Origin of the sequence: Syntrophobotulus glycolicus DSM 8271 (assembly GCF_000190635.1) — a bacterium.
Lineage (GTDB): Bacteria > Bacillota > Desulfitobacteriia > Desulfitobacteriales > Syntrophobotulaceae > Syntrophobotulus > Syntrophobotulus glycolicus.
Map to the genome: position 1 here is coordinate 907,812 of NC_015172.1, position 23,250 is coordinate 931,061.

At 47.5% G+C, this 23,250-nt stretch carries 23 protein-coding genes; 19 read left to right on the forward strand and 4 right to left on the reverse strand.

Features of this window, described 5'->3' with window-relative positions:
- Positions 1-136: 136 nt before the first annotated feature.
- Positions 137-700, reverse strand: coding sequence for a TetR/AcrR family transcriptional regulator (locus SGLY_RS04630; RefSeq protein WP_013624132.1), 564 nt, complete (start codon positions 698-700; stop codon positions 137-139).
- Positions 701-901: 201 nt separating this feature from the next.
- Between SGLY_RS04630 and SGLY_RS04635 the strand changes: the two genes are divergently transcribed.
- The 6 genes from SGLY_RS04635 (at position 902) to SGLY_RS04660 (ending at position 6,047) form a co-directional block, all read left to right on the forward strand.
- Positions 902-1,594, forward strand: coding sequence for a flavodoxin family protein (locus tag SGLY_RS04635; RefSeq protein ID WP_013624133.1), 693 nt, complete (start codon positions 902-904; stop codon positions 1,592-1,594).
- A 510-nt stretch (positions 1,595-2,104) separates the two neighbouring features.
- A complete protein-coding gene (locus SGLY_RS04640; protein ID WP_013624134.1) occupies positions 2,105-2,884 on the forward strand; it encodes a DUF4368 domain-containing protein in 780 nt (259 codons plus the stop codon).
- A gap of 276 nt (positions 2,885-3,160) precedes the next feature.
- Complete coding sequence (locus tag SGLY_RS04645; RefSeq protein WP_013624135.1) at positions 3,161-3,661, forward strand: HD domain-containing protein; 501 nt, start codon at positions 3,161-3,163, stop codon at positions 3,659-3,661.
- A 252-nt stretch (positions 3,662-3,913) separates the two neighbouring features.
- Entirely contained in the window at positions 3,914-4,447 is a 534-nt protein-coding gene (locus tag SGLY_RS04650; RefSeq protein ID WP_013624136.1) for a ferritin, read from the forward strand.
- Between the two features lie 383 nt (positions 4,448-4,830).
- Complete coding sequence (locus SGLY_RS04655; protein ID WP_013624137.1) at positions 4,831-5,385, forward strand: nitroreductase family protein; 555 nt, start codon at positions 4,831-4,833, stop codon at positions 5,383-5,385.
- A 50-nt stretch (positions 5,386-5,435) separates the two neighbouring features.
- Positions 5,436-6,047 (forward strand): DNA-3-methyladenine glycosylase, encoded by a 612-nt coding sequence (locus SGLY_RS04660; RefSeq protein WP_013624138.1) that lies wholly within the window; start codon positions 5,436-5,438, stop codon positions 6,045-6,047.
- Positions 6,048-6,099: 52 nt separating this feature from the next.
- On the opposite strand, the gene SGLY_RS04665 is transcribed toward SGLY_RS04660, so the two are convergent.
- On the reverse strand, positions 6,100-7,482 hold the full coding sequence (locus SGLY_RS04665; RefSeq protein ID WP_013624139.1) for a glutamate-cysteine ligase family protein: 1,383 nt from the start codon (positions 7,480-7,482) through the stop codon (positions 6,100-6,102).
- Between the two features lie 52 nt (positions 7,483-7,534).
- Positions 7,535-8,719, reverse strand: a complete 1,185-nt coding sequence (locus SGLY_RS04670; protein WP_013624140.1) for a M20 metallopeptidase family protein — start codon at positions 8,717-8,719, stop codon at positions 7,535-7,537.
- Between the two features lie 691 nt (positions 8,720-9,410).
- Here SGLY_RS04670 and SGLY_RS04685 point away from each other — a divergent pair.
- Both SGLY_RS04685 and SGLY_RS18350 read left to right on the forward strand, forming a co-directional pair.
- Positions 9,411-10,208: an NUDIX hydrolase gene (locus SGLY_RS04685; protein ID WP_013624141.1), complete on the forward strand. Its 798-nt coding sequence runs from the start codon at positions 9,411-9,413 to the stop codon at positions 10,206-10,208.
- A 249-nt stretch (positions 10,209-10,457) separates the two neighbouring features.
- Complete coding sequence (locus SGLY_RS18350) at positions 10,458-10,712, forward strand: GNAT family N-acetyltransferase (RefSeq protein WP_282432423.1); 255 nt, start codon at positions 10,458-10,460, stop codon at positions 10,710-10,712.
- Between the two features lie 82 nt (positions 10,713-10,794).
- Here the strand turns inward: SGLY_RS18350 and SGLY_RS04695 are convergent, their stop codons facing one another.
- Positions 10,795-11,988, reverse strand: a complete 1,194-nt coding sequence (locus tag SGLY_RS04695; RefSeq protein ID WP_013624142.1) for a trans-sulfuration enzyme family protein — start codon at positions 11,986-11,988, stop codon at positions 10,795-10,797.
- A gap of 234 nt (positions 11,989-12,222) precedes the next feature.
- Between SGLY_RS04695 and SGLY_RS04700 the strand changes: the two genes are divergently transcribed.
- From SGLY_RS04700 to SGLY_RS04750, 11 genes are all read left to right on the forward strand, one after another.
- Positions 12,223-12,600 (forward strand): MGMT family protein, encoded by a 378-nt coding sequence (locus SGLY_RS04700; RefSeq protein ID WP_242822974.1) that lies wholly within the window; start codon positions 12,223-12,225, stop codon positions 12,598-12,600.
- Between the two features lie 85 nt (positions 12,601-12,685).
- Positions 12,686-13,474, forward strand: coding sequence for a hypothetical protein (locus tag SGLY_RS04705; protein WP_013624144.1), 789 nt, complete (start codon positions 12,686-12,688; stop codon positions 13,472-13,474).
- A gap of 442 nt (positions 13,475-13,916) precedes the next feature.
- Entirely contained in the window at positions 13,917-14,798 is an 882-nt protein-coding gene (locus SGLY_RS04710) for a hypothetical protein (RefSeq protein ID WP_013624145.1), read from the forward strand.
- A 269-nt stretch (positions 14,799-15,067) separates the two neighbouring features.
- Positions 15,068-15,886, forward strand: coding sequence for a DNA (cytosine-5-)-methyltransferase (locus tag SGLY_RS04715; protein ID WP_013624146.1), 819 nt, complete (start codon positions 15,068-15,070; stop codon positions 15,884-15,886).
- Positions 15,887-16,202: 316 nt separating this feature from the next.
- Entirely contained in the window at positions 16,203-16,718 is a 516-nt protein-coding gene (locus tag SGLY_RS04720) for a DUF5680 domain-containing protein (protein ID WP_013624147.1), read from the forward strand.
- Positions 16,719-16,737: 19 nt separating this feature from the next.
- Positions 16,738-16,917 carry a hypothetical protein gene (locus tag SGLY_RS04725; protein WP_041444636.1) on the forward strand — a complete coding sequence of 60 codons (180 nt, stop codon included), beginning with the start codon at positions 16,738-16,740 and terminating at the stop codon, positions 16,915-16,917.
- 71 nt (positions 16,918-16,988) lie between these two features.
- A complete protein-coding gene (locus SGLY_RS04730) occupies positions 16,989-17,588 on the forward strand; it encodes a transglutaminase domain-containing protein (RefSeq protein ID WP_013624148.1) in 600 nt (199 codons plus the stop codon).
- A 268-nt stretch (positions 17,589-17,856) separates the two neighbouring features.
- The gene (locus SGLY_RS04735; RefSeq protein ID WP_013624149.1) at positions 17,857-19,614 is read left to right on the forward strand and encodes an ABC transporter ATP-binding protein; all 1,758 of its coding nucleotides are present in this window, start codon (positions 17,857-17,859) and stop codon (positions 19,612-19,614) included.
- Positions 19,611-21,341, forward strand: a complete 1,731-nt coding sequence (locus SGLY_RS04740; RefSeq protein ID WP_013624150.1) for an ABC transporter ATP-binding protein — start codon at positions 19,611-19,613, stop codon at positions 21,339-21,341. The genes SGLY_RS04735 and SGLY_RS04740 overlap by 4 nt, the downstream gene beginning before the upstream one ends.
- Before the next feature lie 295 nt (positions 21,342-21,636).
- Entirely contained in the window at positions 21,637-22,425 is a 789-nt protein-coding gene (locus tag SGLY_RS04745; RefSeq protein ID WP_013624151.1) for an ABC transporter permease, read from the forward strand.
- A gap of 3 nt (positions 22,426-22,428) precedes the next feature.
- Positions 22,429-23,226: an ABC transporter permease gene (locus SGLY_RS04750; RefSeq protein ID WP_013624152.1), complete on the forward strand. Its 798-nt coding sequence runs from the start codon at positions 22,429-22,431 to the stop codon at positions 23,224-23,226.
- Positions 23,227-23,250: the final 24 nt, after the last annotated feature.

The following is a 23,250-nucleotide window of genomic DNA, read 5'->3' on the forward strand; positions in this document are numbered from 1 at the left end:
ACAGATAGGTAATGTATAGATGGATACCGGCGGGTGTCCATCTTATTTGATATATTCATACTTCGGGCCAAATTTGCCCGAAGTTGTCGAACTTGGGCAGGACGAATCAATAAAGCTGCTTGCTTACTGGTTAGAATTAATCTGCTGATTCCATTAAGTTATTTCCCACCAGTTTAAAAACTATATTTGCCATTTCATGAGGCTTCTGCATTGCACCATTTTTAGCCCATTCAAATAATATGTTCCAAAAACCACCTGATTTAAAAGCAAGAGCATATTGAAAGTAAATTGAATTTGTTGATAAAGGTATTCCGGATTCAAGCGCATTATAAATCTGTGGCAAATACTCATTATATTTGCTTAATAAAAAAGATTGCAAATGATTTTGAATTATGATTAATAAAAAATCAAGATGGTTCTCCCAAAATTCAAAATATATTTTTGAAATAGAGTAAATCGTAAGTTCAGGTTCTTTACTAAGGTTGGACAAATATTCTTTGTATAGATTGTCAATATAATGGTTTAGTATATCTTCCTTAGAAGAAAAATGCCGATAAAATGTCCTGCGGTCTAGTTCAGCTTTCTCTGCAATTTCTCTTATAGTGATTTGACTAAAAGCTTTTTGTTTCATTAAGCTTAATAAAGCATCCACTAGCCATTTTTGAGATTTTATTATAAGAGGATTCATTTTCTTTGTCATAAATAAGCTCCTTATAAATGTCACGTTTATGTTTGAAATGTAGCACTTAATTCCAAACTATTGACCTTGGTTATCCACATCTATTATACTCAAAATAATCAAATAGCACAAGTGAGACATTAATCTCATATGTGACAATAGTTCGTCGCATTATCAAACAAGATATTGGACATATATCCAATACATACCGGGAGGATTTATATGCAAATAGTAATTATTAATGGAAGCCCTAGGTCTAAAGGGGCTACTGGTAAAATATTGAGTATGATAAAAGAAAATCTTATGTCTATAGATAAATCTATTCAGATTTGTTTTTATAATCTTGGGGAAATAAAACCAAGATTCTGTGACGGATGTCTAAGTTGTTATCGAACAGGTTTTTGTCATATTAAAGATGATGGCATAGAAGAGATTAGCAAAGAAATAGAAAATAGTGACGGAGTTATTTTTGGTAGCCCTACTTATGGAAGCAATATTTCCGGGCAGTTCAAAGTATTTGTAGATCGAGCTCATTTGCTGGTTGAACAACTCTTAAAAAACAAACCCTGCATAACGCTTACTACCTATGAAAATGCCGAAGGAGGTGCGGCTTTATCAATTCTTAAAAAGTTAGTCAGAGTATCTGGGGGATATGTCAGCGGCTCATTAAAAATTAAAGTGGAACACAATAAAAATCCAATTGATAGTACAGCAACTCATAAATTAAAGATAATAACAGAACGGTTTTACAAAGATTTACAACGTGCTAAAAAACATAGATTAGGGGGAGGAATATTAAATTATATAGCGTTTCACTTTGTATTGAAGCCACATGCTATTAGAAATAAAGCAAGGTATAATAGAACGCTGGACAGACAAAGGATTAATTCCATAAAATACTTGGTCGACCAATAGTAAAATACAACTATTTGAATTAAACTGCCGATAATCCAAAAGATTATGTGGGTTAGTTAAATGCGCGCTTTTAAGGGCCTTCCAATGGCAGTTATGCGATTGGAGGCCCTTTTATGGTGCGCCCGGTGGGCACACGTTCTAACGGGTGAAAGTCCCCAATCCACCCGGCAGTGGGAAGGATACAGCCGAAGCCAAGGGTGTCCATCGTGAGGTGGAATCTGAAGAAAGGATTAGGCAAAACTCTGGCTTGTTACATCTGAGGCTAAATGCAAGGATAAGGTTGCCATACAAACCAAAGTCCAATAGCTGCACGGAATTGCATTTAGTAGTTATGGAATGAGTACTAAGAGGGAAAGAACGTGTGAGTACCCGGGGAGGTCTCACGGACGCAGGGAGCTTTTTTTACGAACCGCGGTTGAAACAAGATTTACCGTGAGAAGTCAGCAGAGGCCATAGTACCATGCCAGTCGACGGGCATGGGAAGGGCTGAACCTTAGGAGGTGAGAGTAAATGAATGTTACCGAATCCGAGACAAAAGAAAGCACAAAACGTTGCTGTGGCAATGGCTGGCGCCGGAGGGATAGTGCGGAACACGAAGAGGAAGGTGGAGCGCTTATCGGCAGGAGGATAACTGAAAACAACGTCACCAACGCCGACAGAAAAGTAGATGGATTGCTGGAACAAATCGTCAGCTCGGAAAACCTGAACCGTGCATACAAACGTGTGAAAGGGAATAAAGGAGCCGGCGGAATCGATGGGATGGGAGTAGATGAACTTCTGCAATATCTCAAAGAAAGCGGCGAGGAACTCCGGAAATCCATACTGGCCGGAAAATACCGGCCAGCCCCGGTACGGAGGGTAGAAATACCCAAAGAGGGAGGGAAGAAAAGAAAACTGGGAATACCAACGGCGGTAGACCGTGTCATCCAACAGGCAATTGCGCAGGTGCTGAGCCCCATATACGAGCCAAAGTTCGTGGAAACGAGCTATGGATTCAGGCCAGGGAAAAGCGCTCATGATGCCCTCAGAAAGTGTCAGACCTATCTGGAAGAAGGCTATGTTTTATCGGCGGTCATGCACGCCGACGAGCGTAACCGGGCCTTATCGGAACAGCTTCGGAGATACACGGAAATCAAGGAACTGACCCCGGCAATCGTCCATGAATTTATTGACCGCATTATCGTCCATGAGCCGGAACAAGCGAGGGGCGACCGCCGCCAAAAAGTAGAAATTATCTACAACAATGTGGGCGCGGTTAACCGTCTGGCCCTGATGGGCTTAGGGGCGTAAAACTGAATATTGGGCCGAGTGCCGTTACTTTAACGCCGCCGCCCGCCATGAGTTTGCTTGCTTCTTTTAGGACACTGCCCTAATACCCAGGAAATCCGTGGAAAATACGCAGGAAAATTGATTTGACAAAAATGAAATTCATCGCTTAGACATTGTCACACGCATGTAATATAATAAGCATAATTTAAGAGTATAGATCAGCCTGCTTAAGGAAAAAAAGGGATACTCTGGCACCGAACTGGCCTTAGCCTGAGCTTAAATGATTGGATGTGCAAAATGGATAAGATCAATCATGTTCTTAATTCAATGATTTCATATTATGCGGGAGATGCAAGGCGAATTAATCACTTTTTAAAAGTATATGGCTTTGCAAAAGTAATCGGCGCAATGGAAGGACTGGATAATACTACCCGGGAGATTCTTGAGATTACTGCGTTAACCCACGATATTGGAATTAAAAACAGTGAGATAAAGTACCAGAGCTCGAATGGCAGCCATCAACAAATTGAAGGTCCGCCGGAAGCGAAAAAACTGTTGGCAGCTCTTTCGGTTGAGCAAGGGATCATTGAGCGTGTATGTTGGCTGATCGCCCATCATCATACTTATAAAAATATCGAGGGGCTGGATTATCAAATACTGGTTGAGGCAGATTTTCTCGTTAATATTTTTGAAGATGAAATGCCGATCAGTTCAATAAAAAATATTCGTGAAAAAATTTTCAAAACGCGATCAGGCTTAAAAATATTGGACAACTTATATCCGGACAATCTTAAATAAGCTGTTGCTTTTGTTTAAGCATAGTTGTCGTTTTTACAATCTTTGTAATAATCCAGCAGAGAAACAGTGATGATTCTGTAAATAGAGAAAAAAGATGAAAAAGTACAGGGGATTTATTCCGTGAAACCTTATTAAGGATAGTCATTATGATATAATTTAGTTTCAGACGTTGTTGAAGAGGGTTATGGCTTGCTCAGAGTATATTTCCTGCTCGAAGTGAAAATACTAGGATTAATAGGAGGAATTGGAAAGATGATCAGCGAAAAAATGGAAGACTTGTTGAACGAGCAAATTCAGAAAGAATTGTATTCTTCCTATCTGTACTTATCTTTTGAAGCTTATTTTGCGAGCCGGAATTTGGATGGCTTTGCCCATTGGTTCCGGGTGCAGGCCATGGAAGAAAGGGATCACGCTCTGATATTTTTTAACTACATAAACCAGGTCGGAGGACGGGTGAAGCTTCAGGCCATACCGGCGCCGGAATGGGAATTTTCCACCATTGAAGAAGTAATCCAAAAACAGGTGGACCATGAACGGTTGGTAACAGCGTTAATTTATCATATTGCCGATCAGGCCATTGAAGAGCGGGACCATAAAACGAGTTCCTTTATCAAGTGGTTTATCGATGAACAGGCCGAAGAAGAGGCGAACGCGGAACAGAGCCTAAGTAAAATAAGACTTATCGGCGAAAACGACGGACGGGGAATCCTCATGCTGGACGCGGAAATGGGGGCCAGGGTTTATGCCGTAGCGGCCCCGCTGGCCGCCGGCAATCAAGCGGGATAAAGTTGAGGTTTAAGCTGAGCGGAGATAAAAAGTAAAAATGAAAAGAATGACGGACCTGTGAAGGAAAATTAATCAATCCCTGAAATAGGCCGGAATTTCGCCGGACATCTCATCGGATGTCCGTTTTCTTTTTCTCAAATTCTGCTGTCGTTTAAATAAAGCCTGATGCGGCAGACACAAAGTTGAAGGAATAGAGAAACACCGGCTGTTCTTTCCAATCCCGCAAGCGCGGCGCGGTCATCCCAAAGTGCCGGCTTTTTCAGACATAACACGCTCCTGAATTTCAGGCACCAAAATGTGCGTACTTGCATATTTGTGCGCGTTTTCTTATGCTAAGCTTACCAGCTGAAAAAAATTCTTGTAAAGAAAGCGGAGGAATGATGATGGATTTTATCACCCTGGCCAAAGAAAGGTATTCCGTGCGTCAATTTAACCCCAAGCCGATTGAACAGGAAAAGCTCGAGCTTGTGCTAAAAGCCGGACAGCTTGCGCCCACTGCCGCTAATGTTCAACCGCAGCGAATTCTTGTCCTGAACAGGGAGGCGGAGCTGGTCAAGCTGAAAGAATGCACGCCATACCACTTTAATGCCCCGGCGGCGCTGCTGGTCTGTTATGACAAAACAGTCAGCTGGCGGCGGAAATATGATCAGAAGGACAGCGGCGATGTGGATGCCAGTATCGTAACAACCCACATGATGCTGGAAGCGGCGGCCATTGGTTTGGGCTCCACCTGGGTCATGTATTTTGACCCGGAAAAGATGAAAGAAGCCTATCAGATACCTGACCATTTCGTGCCGGTTGCGCTGCTGGTCATAGGATATCCCGCTGATGACGCCGCCCCGGCCAAAATGCACCGGCAGCGCCATGCCATTGATCATACTGTGTTTTATCATGATTTTTCCGGTGGGGAGGGGCAAGAAGAGAAAGACGAAATCTAGCCAACCGCATCCTTAAGCCATGCGGAGATTTTGCGGAGAGGGTCAGTTGAATGAACAGACTTGACAGGGAATTTTATGACAGAGATTCATTAATCGTTGCCAAAGAGCTTTTGGGCAGGGTGCTTGTCCGTGAAGCAGGCGGGCAAAGAATTGCGGCTAAGATTGTCGAGGCAGAGGCGTATATGGGGATCGACGATCAGGCAGCGCACTCCTATGGCGGAAAAAGAACGCCAAGAGTGGAGGTGATGTACGGAGAGTCCGGGTTTTCTTATGTTTTTATGATTTATGGTATGCATTATTGCTTTAATATCGTGACCAGAGAAGCGGGCAATCCTCAGGCTGTTTTGCTCAGGGCCGCTGAGCCGCTGGACGGATTGGACATCATGGCGCAGAGCAGGTTCAACAAGACATATGCTCAGTTGACGAAGAATCAAATCAAAGGGTTAACGGACGGGCCGGGAAAATTGTGTAAGGCGCTCCGCATTGATAAAAATTTAAATGGGGAAGATCTGTGCGGGAGTAAACTGTATGTCGAGGAAGGGGAAAATGAAAAATTCAGGATAGTTTCCGCGAAACGGGTAGGGGTTGATTATGCCGGAGAAGCCAAGGATTATCCCTGGCGGTTTTATATCGAAGGGAACAGATATGTATCCGTAAAGTAAGGAAAAGCAGTGATGGGGAAGTATCCGTAAAATGGTGATTTGCGGGAGCCTTTTAAATTTGGGCATAGCTGCGCACAATGTCTCTGACCTCTGCCCCGTTCTCCAGACTCCTGAGATAGTCCAGAGCGGGGTTTGATTTTCGCCTGACCCGGTCATACAGGGGCTTTAAAAAATGTTCTTCGCCGAAGCCGCGCTGAGACAGCCCTTTTTGGGCGAGGTCAAGAACGGAAAGTTCAAGAAGCCGCAGCTTTTCCTCATCCACGAAGCCGGGCAGTTTGCCCCGGCAGAAAGTCCTGCGCAGCTCGGATGTCGTCAGGCCGTTGCCGCTGAGGACCTTTTCGTCGTCCAGCAAAACCTTAAGCTCGCCCAGCACCTCGGCAAGTCCGACATGAAAAGCGGCAACCGTCATGCTGTCGGCGACCGGCTGGCAGCAGCAGCTCCGGAATTCAACCGTTCCGCGAAAGGTGACGTCCTGAAACTTGAACGTTCTGTGGTATGCTAAATCGCTCAGCTCCGGCTCGATCCGGACGGTCTCATAGGCCCGGCCGTTCCAGTATTCACCCGTGATAGACGGGCTTGCAAAGTATTCCAGCAGAGGTACGGGATGAAAATTGAGATATCTCCCGTTTCTCATGGTGCAATACATGCTTGTCTGTTTAATATAAGCCAATAACTCGCCGGCATTGCGGAATTCCTGTTCATGGAGGCCGACGTTTTTAGGGTTGAGGCCGTGCATGCTGTTTTCCCAGAGCATATCCCTGACGCAGGTCATTCCCGGTTCATCCTCAGGCATCACGGAGTTGGCAAACAGCAGGGCCTTGAGCGGCTCCAGCTTGGTAAAGACATTAACGATATCGACCAGATTGGAATAGTCCACATCAATCTGCACCTGCGAGGCGCTGGTGAACGTTCCGTAATCGGGGTAGGGGTGGAAAAAAGCCGGATGCCTGTGGTTTTGGTAAAGCCCCAGATAATGAAACAGCATGCGGTAGCGTTCATTCAAAATCGGCACACCATGGTTTATTTTTCTGAACGGATTGACGCCCATCCCCGTAAGCGTGTACCCGTAGGGAGCGAAAAAGTCCTGGATAAAGGAATAATAGACCAGGAACCTCTCTTGTATTTTGTTCAGGTCGCGCGCTCTCCCCATGGCAAGCTCAAGATTGTTATAGGAACAGTCATAGGAGAGATCGTCCCTGTTCTCGTCATTGAGAAGGGAACAAATATGGCCTTCATCGTCGATGTTTGTCGGATGCATCTGAAAGTGTTGGGCAAAAGCGCCGGTGAGCTTGTGCACCACCGAAAAATCGACCGCGCTCCCGCTGAGGTTGACAATCGGCATTTCAAGCTCCACTCCGATAAATTTGTCGCGTTTTTTCATGGTCGGAACAAAATATTTTTCATAAACAGCCTCGGAAACAAGTGCCTGATCCATAGAGTTCCCTTCTTTCGCTAGGAATGTGCCCAGCCCGTCCGCACTGGATTGATCACCGGCCCTGAAGAATAAACAGGGCGTATGAACAGAACAGCTCCGTCGCCACCAGCAAAGCTTTTTCGTCAATATCAAACTTGCTGCTGTGCAGAGAGGCTTTTGTGTTCGGGTCGGTGGTGTTGGCTGTTCCGATGTGCACATAGACGCCCTTGGTATCACGCAGGTATTCCGCGAAATCATCCGACCCGAAGCCGATGATGTTGGACTTTTCGGTACTGATGCTGCCGGCTCCCAGGATCTTTTCCGCTACCGCGCAGATCTCCTCAAAGGCCGTATCGTCGTTGATCAGCGGCGCCGTGAAGGTCTCGAACTCCGGCACAGCCCTGCCGCCGTTGCTCCGGGCGGTCTGCTCGGCCAGGTTAATGATTTCCTGTTTCAAAAGGTCCTGCGTTTCATGCTGGAAGGTCCGCACGGTGCCTTCAATGACGGCGTTCCCGGCAATGATGTTATAGGTGGTACCGGAAGATATCCGGCCGACTCCGATGAGGGCTGTCTCCTGAGGGTCGACAACCACCTGCCGGACCAGAGTCTTGAGCTTTGTCACGATCAGGCAGGCAATATACAAAGCATCAATCCCTCGCTTGGGCTTGGAGATATGCGCGTCCCTGCCGTGAACGGTGATTTTAAAATAATCGCAGGAAGCCGCGTCCGCCCCCCGCGTCACTGCGATGCTTCCGACCGGGAAATCAGGTGAAGCATGAAGGCCAAAGGCTCTATCCACGCCTGCGGTGATGTTTTCCTGAAGAAAAAACTTTGAACCATGACCGAATTCCTCCGCGGGCTGAAAAACGAGGAGCACCTTTCCCGCGAAGGCTTCCCGCCCGGCCTGTAATATTTTGGCCGCGCCGATGAGCGAGGCTGTATGCAGGTCATGTCCGCAGGCATGCATCACGCCGTGGTTTTGGGAACTGTAAGCAGCACCGGTCTCCTCGACGATCGGCAAGGCGTCCATGTCCGCCCGGAGCAGTACGGTTTTTCCCTGGCCAAGTCCGCCCTCAATGATCCCCAGAATTCCTGTTTCGCCCACCCGGCGGTAGGAGATACCCATACTTTCCAGCTGCTCCCCGACATAGGCGGAAGTCATTTGCTCTTTCAGGCTCAGTTCGGGATATTTATGCAAGTGTCTCCTGATGGAGACCAAATAATTCATTTCCCTGGAAACAGCAGGTGAGATGTTCATCGATCATACCTCAAATTCATAGATTTCCGGATGCTAAGCGCTCCTTGATTTGTCCGGTTCTTTCTCCTCAGAGTTGTGTTCATAGTTTCTCCTGATCGCCTAAGATCTATAACGTTAGACACGCAAAAGTAAATCCGCATAAACAGCAACCGGAGACATCACGCCGCATAAGGCGCGTAATGTCTCCGGTTGTCTGGTGAACATAATCATTTTCCTGCGATTGCCGCTGCACAATCTTTATATGGTTATGGTATCTTTATATCTTTATATTATATCCTTTTTCGTCCGAAGTGAACAGTACCTGGTCAAGAATGAGGATTTCTATGACGCTGAGCTCCGGCTTAAAAATGATGATTACTGCCTGTATGGTTACCGCGCAGTAAAATTGTCACAATCCATACCTGATGAAATAAGAATAATGCTGACTCCGGGAGGTGATCTCTTGAATAACTTTTGAGGACTGATTGAAAATCCTTAGCGTATATGGTAAGATGACAGCCAAAACATGGCAATACGATAGGTCATATTGGCTGATTAGGGGACTAAAGGCTGAGGAATTTCTTCTGTGGCGAGACAGGGAAAGACCTCAGCCTTTAGTTAGTTTAAGAGGGATTGAGATCAACTTTGGGATTGAGATCAAAGCTTAAACAGGGGATTAGGTGACAGCGGTTGATCGGAAGGAGGTGCTTCGGTGGGCTGCGGCATTCAACTGCAAAAATTTGAGAAAAAGATAAAGGTAAGATTCAGTGCTGAAAAGATTTTTTTGCCAAAGGCGATCACTGCAATCATGGAAGACTATTGGGAGAGCCTGATTGCTGAAGGAGCCCAGTTCAGACGCGGCGAAGTTTTCTCCATAGTAAAGATCAAAGAAGAAAACGATGCGCTGGAAATCTTTGTGCAGCTGACAGACTACGCCCATTACCTCAGTACGATAAATAACATTATTCCCGCTGAATACGCCTGTAGGGTAATTTATACGGCGGCAATTGTCGAAACCAAAGACGGCAAGCTGGTCTTCGGCGAGATGGCCCCCGGCACTTCCACACCCGGAAGGTTGCAGTGCGCCGGCGGGGGATTGGATTATTCCGATATCCAAGGCCAATACATAGATTTGACCCATAACGTAAGAAAAGAGCTGTTGGAAGAGCTGGGGTTGGACGTAAACAATAAGCAAGTTGTCCTGGATCTGAAACCGGAATACTTGAAGGCTGGCGGAATCAATAATTTTTTGGCGGCAATCTTTTCGGTCAGGCTTGCCATCACTGAAGCGGAACTGAAAACACTTTACAGCAAGCATATTGACAATCTGCTGTCACGAGACGAAACGCCTGAGTTCAGTTCTCTGGTCAGTCTGGACCGGGAACCCTCAGCTGTGGAAAAATTTTTAGAATCTGATACCAGGCCTAAAATTGATTTCCTGCCGCCTTTACTGAGGGAGAAAACTGTTTTAGGATGGCAAAGGGGGAGCCGAGGTGACCCGAAAATATGAATCGGCTTAAGATTTTACAGGATAATCATTGAAGAAGCTTTAAAAGACAATCGTTTGATTAATGAAAAGGGTGATGAACAAATGTTTACCTATCGTGAGGGTTTGGATTGCATTAATTGGCCCCAGCTTTTTCATCTCTACGAAATTGTTGGACTCGTCGCAGGTTATGGGAAAAAACAAGATTTCACGAAGATTCAATCTGCTTTTGAACATAGCGACAAAGTTGTTACAGCATAGAATCGTAACAATCTGGTTGGTGCGGCTAGAATGTTATCAGATGGAATCTGTCATGGGATAATTTTTGATGTTGGTGTTTTGCCCGAATACCAGAGGTTGGGGGTAGGTAAGGGTCTGATTACAGAAATACAGAAGGGCAATGGTCATTTATGTATTTATTTAACATCAACCTTTGGAAATGAAGATTTTTACAAAAAGTTAGGTTTTAAAATACATAAAACAGCTTTGGCTAAATATCCGTATCAGTCCGATTATTTGTTGGATTAACTATTGCGGAAATTGCTTAATGCCAGGCCTGTTGCCCCGCAAATCAGGAATTTTTTAACAATATCTTTTGCGGCAAGCGAATTTATAACCCCACCGCGTTCAGCGCCCCGGCCAGATCGGCAATGATGTCCTGCACGTCTTCCAGACCGGCGCTGAAGCGGAAAAAGCCGCCGTGGAATTCCTCGGGATAAAGATACTGCCGTTCATCGTTTTCCCCGAGAAAGACAATCAGGCTTTCATCGTGGCCGAGGGAAACCGCGGAGGTGATGACGCGCAGGGAAGCCACAAAGCGGTTGTGGGTATCGTGGTCGGCTTTGAGTCCGAAGGCCAGCACCCCGCCAAACCCGTTCTGCATTTGCCGTTGAGCAATTTCATGCCCCTTGTGGCTTTCCAGGCCGGGATAGGCCACAAAGCGCACCCCTTTCTGCTCTTCCAGCCAGCGGGCGACGGCCAGCGCGTTGCTGTTGTGTTCGCGCATCCTCAGCGGCAGGGTCACGGCGCCGCGCATAATCAGCCAGGCGTTAAAGGGGCTGATGGCGCCGCCCAGATTGACCATGGCCTCCGCGCGGATGCGATCGATCAGGCTTTTGGCGCCGATAACCGCGCCGCCCATGGCGTCTCCGTGTCCGTTGATATATTTCGTTAGGCTTTCCACCACCAGATCCGCCCCTGATTCCAGGGGGCGCTGGCTGTAGGGAGAGGCAAAGGTGTTGTCCACCGACAAGAGCGCGCCGTTTTCGTGAGCGAGCCGGGCGATGGCGGCAATATCGCTGATCTGGGTGGTCGGGTTGCCCGGCGTTTCCATATGGATCAGCTTTGTATTAGGCCGGATGGCCGCCTGCACCTGCCGCGGATCGGAAGTGTCGACGAGGGTGGTCTCAATGCCGTATTTGTCCGGCAGGAGTTCGTTCAGCAGCCGGTAAACCGCGATATAGGTAATCGTGGAAAACACCGCATGATCTCCCGACTTCAGCAGGGCGAAGAACACGCCGGCCAAAGCAGCGACGCCGCTGGCCAGGACGACGCAGTCCTCACCGCCTTCCAGGGCCTGCAGCTTTTCCTGCAGGTAGTTCTGATTGGCTCCGCCGTTGCGGGTATAGAGGGGCGTTCCCCCGGCGCTGCTCCAGTTCATGTCTGTGGGATCATAAGGGAGCTCATAACTGTTGGCCATAGTGATCGGGCGGCGAATCGCGCCGGTCTCCCGGTCGACATCGTTGCCTGCGTGGACAGCTCTGGTCTGAAAACCAAACTCAGCTCCGTAGGTGCGTTTATCCATGATGGTCGCCTCCAATGCCGCAAACAAGCACCAGATACTGGTATTTGTTTTGCTATTTGTGCTTATTATAGCATGCGGCGGGGTTTTCGCCTAAGGCGGCTCGGCGGGAAAAACGCTTGTTGCGTGAAAATCAAAGGGAGAGCTCTTGATGGATTTTTAAGCGACCAAAAGATAAAAAACAGCCTCTGCATTGTGCGGAAGGCGCTCCATTTGTAAATATTCAGTGGTATAATGGTGTGGAAATTCTCTGAGACCAAGCATGTTTGGCGTGCTTGCATTTATTTTGCCGGGCTTTTCCACAAACAGGAGGAATTCATGAACCCGTTTTTTCAGCAGATATACGATATTGTCGCACAAATACCTTATGGCCGGGTGGTTTCATACGGTCAAATCGCCTGGATGCTGGGACGGCCCCGCGCGGCGCGGGAGGTGGGGCGGGCCATGCGCTGCTGCCCTGACGGTTTGCCCTGGCAGAGGGTAGTCATGCAGGATGGCACGATTGCGGGCGGCATGTATGCGGAGATGCGCAGAGCCCTGCTGGAAACCGAAGGCGTGGCCTTTCTGCCTGACGGCCGCGTCGATATGCAGACATGTCGTTGGTCCGGCTGTTAAATTGATGGATTAAGGATGGACAAACAGGAAGCTGAACAGCTGATGATTGATATTCTCGGAAAATGGCAAGGAGGAAACAGAAAGCATGTCGTTTACGAAGATTATATTTGCCGCGATCTGTTGGCTGTGTTCACTGGTTTTTGGGGTAATCGCTCTTTGGGCGTTCAAACGTCAAGACCCGATGCAATTTTGGTCAGGAAGTACCGTAAGGCCTGAAGAAATAACGGATATTCCCTCATACAACCGTGCGAACGGTTTGATGTGGGCAATTTACACCGTTTGTATGGTTGTGACAGGTATATTGTCACTTTTCAGCCTGATCATAGGTGCTGTTTTATTAGGAATAATATGTGTTCCCGGCTTTGTTGTCTTAATCGTTGCATATAATCGGATTTATCACAAATACAGAAGCACATCGGTTATTGATAAAACTGATGTTTCCACATCAAAAACGCCAAAAGCGGTTATTATCGCGATAACTTCAATTTCCGCGATAATTCTTATTGCAGTAGGTGCGTTGTTTTATTACGGTGAAAAAGATCCTGAGGCAAGCATACTGGATCACCGCATACAAATCAAAGCCATGTATGGATTAAGCATTGACTTCTCTGAAATTGCTGATATCTCTCTGATCGAAGAAAGCATGAGCGATATTGGTATCGGCGCAAGGACGAATGGTTATGGCGGTATCGGAGAAACACTAAAGGGAAATTTTAAATCAGATGCCCTCGGTGAAACTTTACTCTTTGTTCAATCGAGGTCATCGCCTACAATAAAGATTGAACGAACTGACAAGAAAGATATCTATATAAGTTTCCGTAACAGCGAAAGTACGGAGCAGCTATACCGTGAGTTGATGGCAGCCATACCGTGAGTTGATGGCAGCCATACCGTGAGTTGATGGCAGCCATACCGCTAAAATGACCTTCCCCTTATTGGGATTTATCCGCGAATAAGCAGAAGACGAAGCAGCAGCAGAAGAAGAAGAAGAAACCATCCATGCAGGGGAAGGATGAGGACATAGAGCTTGCTTGACTATTTTCCCTGACTGCGAATCAACGATTTTTCAGTAAGAAAGTGATAAACAGGATTTGCCGATCAGTTTTTGAGGAGATCCTGCCTTATCGTTAGGGCTGAAGATATTTTCGCAGCAAAGTGTGCAAAAATTGAAGTAATGTTTAAAACATATGGAAATATATTCTAAATAACCGCACAATAATTAAAAATTTGCACAGATTCAGCCGGAAAACTGGTTTTTAACCTGGGATATTAGCACAATACTTGAAATTTTGCACACCTCACAGTATGATTCTGATATGAAAGAATATTTCAGTTATTTTTCGGCTGCCGCCTTTTGGAATATCCCATATGTTGAAGCCGTGCTCGGTTCTGAAATCGCCGGAACAGACTCGGTCGATTTTACAGTGTTTGAACCCGCTGCGAGATCTCAGAAAAAAGGCCGAAGAATCCACTTATGCCAAATTGCTTTGCCGGCCGGTGCAGTGGGTTCAAGAAACGGTAAAATGGTTGCCTCGCCGGAATTGATGTTTCTCCAGCTTGCCTGCAAATTGAACATCCACCGGCTGATACTGCTTGGCTTGCAGCTTTGTTCCCATCCGCCGGGCTGTCCTTCCGGAGCAATCACGACAAAGCAAAAACTCAAAACTTTTCTCGCGAAAACCTCGGGTCACCGTGGACACCTCAAAGCCTTACGGGCGGTAAAATACATAGAAGATGGTTCCGCATCCGTTATGGAATCGATGGCCTATATGATGCTGACTCTGCCGCATGCTCTGGGAGGGTACGGGCTTGACGGCGCCGTTTTTAACCATGAGATCAAGCTCAAAGACGAAGCCGGCAAACGGCTTGGCCAGAAACGCTGCTTTGCGGATTTGTATTATAGGCCGGCAAAGCTGGCCGTCGAATATGAAAGCTTCGCTTTTCACAACAGTCCATCGGAGCAAGGCAAAGATGTCATGCGATCTGCAATCCTCGGCAGACAGGGTGTTGAAGTCATGCGTTTGAGCACCATTCAACTGTACGATAAGGACGCCTGTATGGATTTTGCTTTTAATCTCGCGTCTCGTTTGGGGAAACGCATCCAAATCCGCGCCAAGAAGTTCGATGAGATGCATGTGCTTCTCCGGGCATTGTTGCCGGTCGGAAATCCTGTCGCCGAACCCGATGGCGGACAATGATAACAAGAAAACCGCTTGGACTTTTTGCCGCCAAAGAGAAGGAAGGGTCCAGGCATAAATTTGGCTTTATTTGCCAGCCAGAATGAACACAGAGGCGGGGGGATGGAACTGATGATAACAATTGCCAATCCGTAATAATCAGAAAGATTCAGCGGCATAGCTTGTTGTAATCCTATTGTCGGTTGGATTGACGAGCAATTTCGATTTTCCGGTTGTTGATAGATAAGCTGAACTCCATTATGATCAAGTCAGAGGGAGAGGGGATATTTATGAACGCCTTAGTGCAAAATATTTCAAAGTACCGGAAGATGAGGGGGTTCACTCAGGAGGAGCTTGCGCAGAAGCTGAATAGATCATCTCAGGCTATCTCTAAATGGGAGACAGGCCAGTCAAGCCCCGACATATCACTGCTGCCTGACTTGGCTTTTGCCCTGGGGACTGACATCAATTCCCTGATGGGGTATGTTTATGATAAAAAGAAAATAACAATTTATGAAGACGAATACAGGCAGGAAGATTATTATTGGGGACTGAAACCATCGCCGATGTGCTACCGTGTCATGGAGATGGCGCCGCCCGTAAAACCCCTGAGATTGTTGGATGTCGGCTGCGGTGAAGGCAAAGATTCCGTTTTTTTCGCGCGGAACGGGTATATCGTGACTGCCTTTGATATGGCGGACACCGGGGTGGAAAAAACGAAAAAGCTTGCCGATTTATATCAGGTAAATGTCAATGTGTTTAAGGCGAATATTTTAGATTTCAGGTTGGAAACAGAATTTGACGTGATCTTTTCGAGCGGCGTTTTTCACTATATCAAGGCGGAGCTCAGAAGTGAGATTCTGGATAATTATAAAAACAATACCGCTGTTGGCGGGATTCATATGTTTAATGTGTTCGTTCCAAAACCGTTCATTCCGCCGGCCCCGGAACAAGAACCGACTGCCCAAAACTGGAAGTCGGGAGAGCTGTTTACCTATTACACGGACTGGCGTTTGCATACCGTCAGCGAAATCGTTTTCGACTGCAACTCGTCCGGCATACCGCATAAGCATTGTATGGATATGATGATGGCGGGAAAGATGGGATAAACGATCAGGCCGGCTTTCATTATTGTGCTTGAAAAATAGAAGGAGACATGGCAAAATGATCCAAAACATGGTAAGATGAAAATTGTCATATTGGCTAATTAGACAACTAAAGGCTGAGGGATTTCTTCCGGCGCGAGGGGAAAAACCTTAGTCTTATATTATTTGCAGCATTACCTGCTGCCTGAGGGAGAAAGCTGTCTTAGATGTCAAATTTATTGGAACGAAGACGGGTTTTTCAGATACTCGCTGGAAGTCCGGAAGACTTGATCTAAATAGGTGTTATTGGTTAAGGTTTTGGAAGGAGGGAGTGAGTGGTATGGCAGGAACAGAGGGTGATTATTTTATGGCTAAGACTGAAATGATTAATGTTCTCACGATCGGACGTACCGAAGGTTATGTGAAGAAAAGTTCCGCTTATAATCCATATGTACCCAGTGACATCTATGATTGGGATTTTAAACTTGTGTGCGGCAATTATTTGTTTACTGATTCCTACCGCGGCTTTAATCCATATAGCGGTGTTGAGAACATCTATATAAAGAATCAGGACGAGCCGATATGGTCATGTGATTATATCGGATATATCTTGGAAAATACGCCTGTTTCAGCAGAAGAGATTTATGGTTTTTTGAAAGAGGGCAGAGGTAATCATTTGTTAGATTGTGTCGGAAGCTTATTTATTGATTATTCCTATAAAAAAGGAAATTTTGAGTATCAAACCAAGTTCCAAGATCATTGCAAAGCGATTTTACAAAGAGAAGAAATTTATTACAGCGGCTCATTAGCAGGGATCCAAATATCTGCCGGCTATCTGCAGGAGAAAAAATATTAATATTTATCAAAAGACTGTCGTGCCGGAGGAAGCGCGGGACCAGCAGAACATCAAGAATTGGCGGGATGAAAACGGGATGGGCTATGTGCCGAAATGGAATCGGCAAATTTTAATCTGCACACTCTGCCGTACCAAGGATAACGCCGGGACAGGGCAATGGCTCAATTTGGCTCAGGAGGTTTTTCAAGTGCAGTTTTGATAAACTGAATATCAAGACCGCTTATAAACAGAAATTTAGCAGTAGGATTTTGGTTTGAGGAGGGATAAAAGGTGAAAGAATTTTTACAAGAAGACCAATATATTGATTATAGTTCTGAGACTATTCAAAATAAAGTGATAGAATTATTTGCATCTGATATGACAGAAATAAAAAAAACAAAAGTGGCATATGAGTTTGTAAGAGATGAAATACCACATTCTTTTGATTGTAATGCTAGAATTATTACGGCAAGGGCTTCAGATGTGCTGTTATATCAGACCGGCATTTGTCATGCAAAAGCTAATTTGCTTGCCGCATTGCTACGTTCCCAAGGTATTCCGACGGGATTCTGCTTTCAGCATATAACGCTTGCAGTGGATGATTCTCTAGGGTATTGTGTTCACGCTTCTAATGCAGTTTTTATAAATAATAAATGGATAAAGCTTGATGCGAGAGGAAATAAGCAAGGCGTTAACGCACAATTTTCTACTGATGAGCCAATTTTAGCATACCCAAATCGCAAGGAATATGACGAATATTTTTTTGATGGTATTTTTGCAAGTCCCCATAAAGCAACAATGCAGATGTTGGAAAAAGCAAAATCTTTGCAAGATATAATGGATAACATTCCTGAAAATGTTACAGAGAAACCAGATATAGGAGAAGGATAAATTTCAAGTCGAAGACCAGGTTTTTACATCGGGCTAAGTTGGTCGGGAATAATATGGTAAGATGACATCCAACATGGCAATAAGATAATGTCATATTGGCTAATTAGGCAACTAAAGGCTGAGGAATTTCTTCCGCGCGAGATGGGAAGGACCTCAGCCTCTATCTTTTATTTGCAAGTGCAATCCTGTTTGCTCGTGAAGGAGTCTGCCCAGCTAAGTTGTAAGGCGTAAGGGCGTAAGGAGAAGAGGATGATTGAGGAGGTATCTGATGGAATTTTTTCGGGATTTATGGTGGTTTTTCAAGCAGGAAAAGTTGGCCTACACCTTGAGCATCGTAGGGGTTGCTGTTGTAGGTTTGCTGCGCCCTGTCGCGGCTTCCACCGTAGGAACTGTTGTCGATAAACTGGCCGCCGGGACGGTTAGTACCGCTGAGCTGGTCTGGGGGGGCGTATTGCTCTTGGGCGTCGGAGTCCTCATTTATGGGATGCGTAATCTCTGGCAGCTTGCGTTATATATCTCCGCCGCCAAACTTTCCCGGTTGTTAAGGGAGCGGCTTTACCTGCACTTTACCCGTCAAACGCCCGGGTTTTATCACCGGCACCGGATCGGTGATCTGATGGCTCATGCCACGAATGACATCCAGACGGTGGAAATGACTGCCGCGGGAGGATTCATGCTTTTATCCGGGTTCATCATCATCGGCGGACTGGTCACTGTTTCCATGGGTGTTCTGGTCAGCTGGAAGCTTACCCTCATCACCTTAATCCCCATGTTTTTCCTGGCTTGGATCAATACGCGTTACGGGTCGCTGCTGAACAGACATTTTCGCCAGGCCCAGGAGGCCTTTTCCACCCTGAACGGCAAAGTCCAGGAAAATATCTCGGGCATTCGGGTCATCAAGTCTTTGGGCCTGGAAAACGCCGAAATCACTTCTTTTACAACCCTTTCGGCGGAAGTATTGGCGAAAAACATGGCGACGGCGCGGGTGAACGCCCTCTATGACCCTACGCTTCAGCTGCTGGTCGGGTTCTGTTTTTTCCTGGCCTTAGCCTGCGGTTCTTGGTTTGTGGCCTTGGGAGAACTGACCATCGGCCAGATCACCCAGTTTACCATGATGCTGAACCAGATCATCATTCCCTTCCTGTCCTTTGGCTATGGGTTGAATCTTTTGGAAAAAGGCAAAGTCTCTTATGCCCGGATCAATTCTCTGCTGCGAACCGATACTGCCGTTGCCGACAAACCCGGGGCGGCGGCAGAAATACCCGGCGGGGATTTACAAGTGCAAATCCGGACCTTCCGTTATCCGGGTGCGGAGACCGCCAGCCTGGAAGACGTTCAGATCAAGGTCCGCCGCGGGGAAACCCTGGGCATTACCGGAAAGACCGGAAGCGGCAAGTCTACGCTGCTGCGGCTCCTGCTGCGGGAGTTCGAGCTGGAAGAGGGCGTGATCGGCATCGGCGGCCGGTCGATCGCTGACTACAAGCTTGACAGCCTGCGCCGGGCCATCGGGTATGTGCCGCAGGACCATTTTCTGTTTTCCGCTACGATTGCCGCCAATATCGCTTGGGGCAAACCGGAGGCCGGCGGCCCGGAAATCCGGGCGGCGGCAAAACTCGCTGCGATTCATGAGGATATCAGGGGATTTCCTCAGGGATATGAGACCCTGGTGGGAGAACGGGGTGTCACGCTGTCGGGAGGGCAAAAACAGCGAATTTCCATCGCCCGGGCCTTGCTTCGAGACCCGGAGATTCTGATCCTCGACGATTGCCTTTCCGCCGTGGATGCCCGGACGGAACAGGCCCTGCTGCAAGGGCTCAGGGAAAACCGCTTGCATAAAACCACCCTGATTGCCACCCACCGGCTCAGCGCCGTCGCCCATGCCGACCGGATCATTGTCCTGGAGGAGGGGAGGATCAAAGAACAGGGGACCCATGCTGAACTGCTGGCCCTGGGTGGCTGGTACGCGCAAATTTACCGACAGCAGCAGTTGGAATCTCTGATCATGGAAGGAGAGGGTTCGGCATGATCCTGCGCAGGCTGTTCCGTTATCTTAAGCCGCAGTCCGCGACCTTGTTCCTGGCGGTGCTCTTTTTGCTTTTAGCAATCGCCGCCGATTTAGCCGGACCGCTGCTGATTAAAAATTTTATCGACGACTATCTCATTCCCCGTTCTTTTCCGCTTTCTGCCCTTTTCCGGCTGGGGGGCGGCTACTTGCTCCTCCTGCTGGCTGCGGCCGTTTTTACATACCTGGAGCTGATTTATTTTCAAAAGCTCGCCTTGCGGGTTATCCAGCAGCTGCGCATTGATGTCTTCAGCCATGTCCAAAGGCTGGGAACGGCTTTTTTTGATCAGACTCCGGCCGGGGTTCTGGTTTCGCGCATCACCAACGACACGGAAGCCGTGAAAGAGTTATTTGTGAATGTGCTGGCAGCTCTTGGCAAAAACAGTCTTTTTGTCCTGGGCGTTTTTGCGGCCATGCTTTTTTTGGACCGGGAACTGGGATTAATCTGCCTGGCGGTCTTGCCGCTCATTCTGGTGCTGATGGCTGTTTACAATAAATTAAGCTTGCCCATATTCCGGGTACTGCGGCGCAAGCTCGGGGAAATCAATACCCATCTCAATGAATCCCTACAGGGGATGGGCATTATCCAGGCTTTAGGCCGGCAGAAAAAGCTGATTGCCGAATTTGACGCGCTCAATCAGGCTTATTACCAAAACACGGTAAAGAGTATCGTTCTGGGCAGCTTGATGCTCTGGTCGGCGGTGGATTTCATCTGCTTTTTGCTCCTGGCCCTGGTCTTAAGCACCTTCGGGATCTTCACCCGCTCCGGCCTGGCTGAAATCGGCGTGCTTTATGCCTTTATCAATTATATATTCCGCCTTTTTGATCCGATCAAAGGGATGATCCAGCAGCTCCCCCAGTTCCAGCAGGCTTTGGTATCCGCTGAAAGGGTTTTCGGCCTGCTTGACGATCCGCGGCTGGCGCCGGGGAAAACCGGCGGCCTGAACCCGGTAATCCGGCAGGGACAGGTGGAATTCAGAGGAGTAAGCTTTGCCTATGATGACGAAAACACGGTCCTGAAAAATATTTCGTTCACGGTGAATCCCGGCCAGACGGCAGCTCTGGTCGGACATACCGGGAGCGGCAAGAGCACAGTTGCCAATCTGCTGTTCGGTTTTTACCGGCCCCAGGCAGGGGAAATCATGCTGGACGGTGCGGCCCTGCCGGAGTACGACGAAAAGGAATTGCGGGCAAAGCTGGGCCTGGTTCCGCAGGACCCTTTCCTGTTCGCGGGGGATATCAAGCACAATATCGGGCTTGGCAATCCCCGGGCCGGCCAGGAAGAGATCGTTGCCGCCGCCCAATTTGTCGGAGCCCATGACTTTATCGCCAAACTACCTGCCGGTTATGACGAAAAAATGAGCGAAAGGGGCGCCACCTTATCCGGCGGCCAGCGCCAGCTCCTGTCTTTCGCCCGGGCCATACTGGCCAACCCCAGAATTTTGGTGCTGGATGAGGCAACAGCCAGTATCGATACGGAAACCGAAACGGCTATCCAGAATGCTTTGGCCAAAGTCCGCCGGGGACGGACGACCATTGTCATCGCCCACAGGCTTTCCACCATCCAGGAGGCCGATCAAATTCTGGTCTTCCGGCAGGGTGAAATTGTGGAAAGGGGAACTCATCAGGAGCTTCTTGCCGGCAGGGGACTTTACTACAAGCTGTACCTGCTGCAGCAAGGCGATTCTTGAAATGAAGCGCGGAGAGGGGGCGAAAAGCGCTCAAAAAGAAATCCTCTAAAGAACACTGGAATAAAGAATATGTGGGAGGTGTCGGCTGCCAAAGGTCAAGTATTATGAGGATGTCAGGAATGCAACTTGAATAATCTTGTCATATATGGTAATATGGCATCCAAACATACCAAGATGATCATGTCATATTGGCTGATTAGGGGACTAAAGGCTGAGGAATTTCTTCTGTCGCGAGACAGGGAAAGACCTCAGCCTCTATTTATTCAAAGGTAAACAGCGGCATTTGAGGTTGAGGATGAGAACCTATTATGAAATCATGAAAATCGCCTGGAAAAATTCATTTGCTTACCGTCTGGATACCTTGATCGGTATTCTGGGCAGTGTGATCGCTTTGTATGTCCAGATTTACCTGTGGCGGTCGCTGTATGGGGACTACAGCATCAGCGTGCTGTCCCTTCAGGATATGGTCACCTATCAAATCATGGGCATTGTTTTAAGCTTGCTGTATGCGGATGCCGTGGCCAGGGAAGTGGGCGGGAAGGTCCTGGACGGTTCAATCGCGCTGGAACTGCTCAGGCCTTACAATTTTGCGGCCGGCATGTTTTTCCGGACCCTGGGGCAGACCCTCAGCGGCTTCGCCACCAAAGGGGCAGCCGTGCTTATTTTTGCCGCGCTGGTCTTTCATTTCAGACTGAACGTCGGCCTGCTCGACGCTTTCCTGCTGATGGTGGCGATTGGCTTAAACATCATGATCTACTGGCTGCTGCATTATATGATCGGACTACTGCATTTTACCTTTCTCAACGCCACCTGGTTTGTCCGCATCCTCCGCGATACGATCCGTATCCTGGGCGGCGGGGTCATTCCTTTATGGTTCTTTCCGGACGTGTTAAGAAAAATCTCCTATTTTCTCCCGTTTCAACTGCTTTACCAATTTCCCCAGAGCTTAGCCGTCCAGAAAATATCGACCGGGGAGCTGCTTTTTAACCTGGCGATGGCCGGTTCCTGGATTGTGCTGCTGGGCCTCGGGACATTCTTTCTGTGGAAAATGGGTGTAAAAAAATTAGTCATCCAGGGAGGGTAGAATATGCTGCATTTGCTTAAGCTATACGGCCTTCACATCTTTTATTTTATCAAAGCGGACAGCCAGTATAAGGCAAATTTCATCAGCGGCATCTTTGCGAATTTCTACACCTACGTATTAATGTACCTGTCCATTTGGATTTTGACGCACCGCTTCCCCACGATTGCCGGCTGGAATTACCAGGAGCTTGTTTTTTTAATGGCGCTCAATCTGTTTTCCTATGCGGTGGCGACGACAGTGCTTTGGAAGCATTACGCCCTGCTGGAGGAACATATCAATAACGGGAACTTCGACAAATTCCTGATTCGTCCTTTGGCTCCGCTGGTCAATCTGCTGTTTCACGGTTTTGACTGGACCGGTTCCGGCCAGATCGTCGCTTCGGGTATCTTTCTGGGGATAAGCCTTTGGAAACTGGGGCTGGACTGGACCGCCCACAAAGTCGGCGTGCTGCTGGTTTGCCTGGCGGGCGGAATTTTGATTCAGGCCGGGGCGATGATTATTTTCCCCGCGTTAAGCTTTTGGCTGAAAAAGTCCAGGAATTTAGGTGAGGTATTGTTTTTTACTTTGCGCAATTTCATCAACTATCCGTTATCTATTTTTGGCGGCGGCGTTGCCTTCATTCTCACTTATCTCCTGCCGTGGGGCTTTATCAACTATTATCCGGCCTTGTACATATTGAATAAGCCAGGTGAACAAAGCGGCTTCTATCTCTATACGCCGCTTGTCGGTTTATTGCTCTTCCTCCTGTCCCTGGGGCTGACGAATAGGGGTATAGCAAGATACAAAGGTGTCGGCAGTTAAAGCAATCTGTGGAAGTAATTCTCT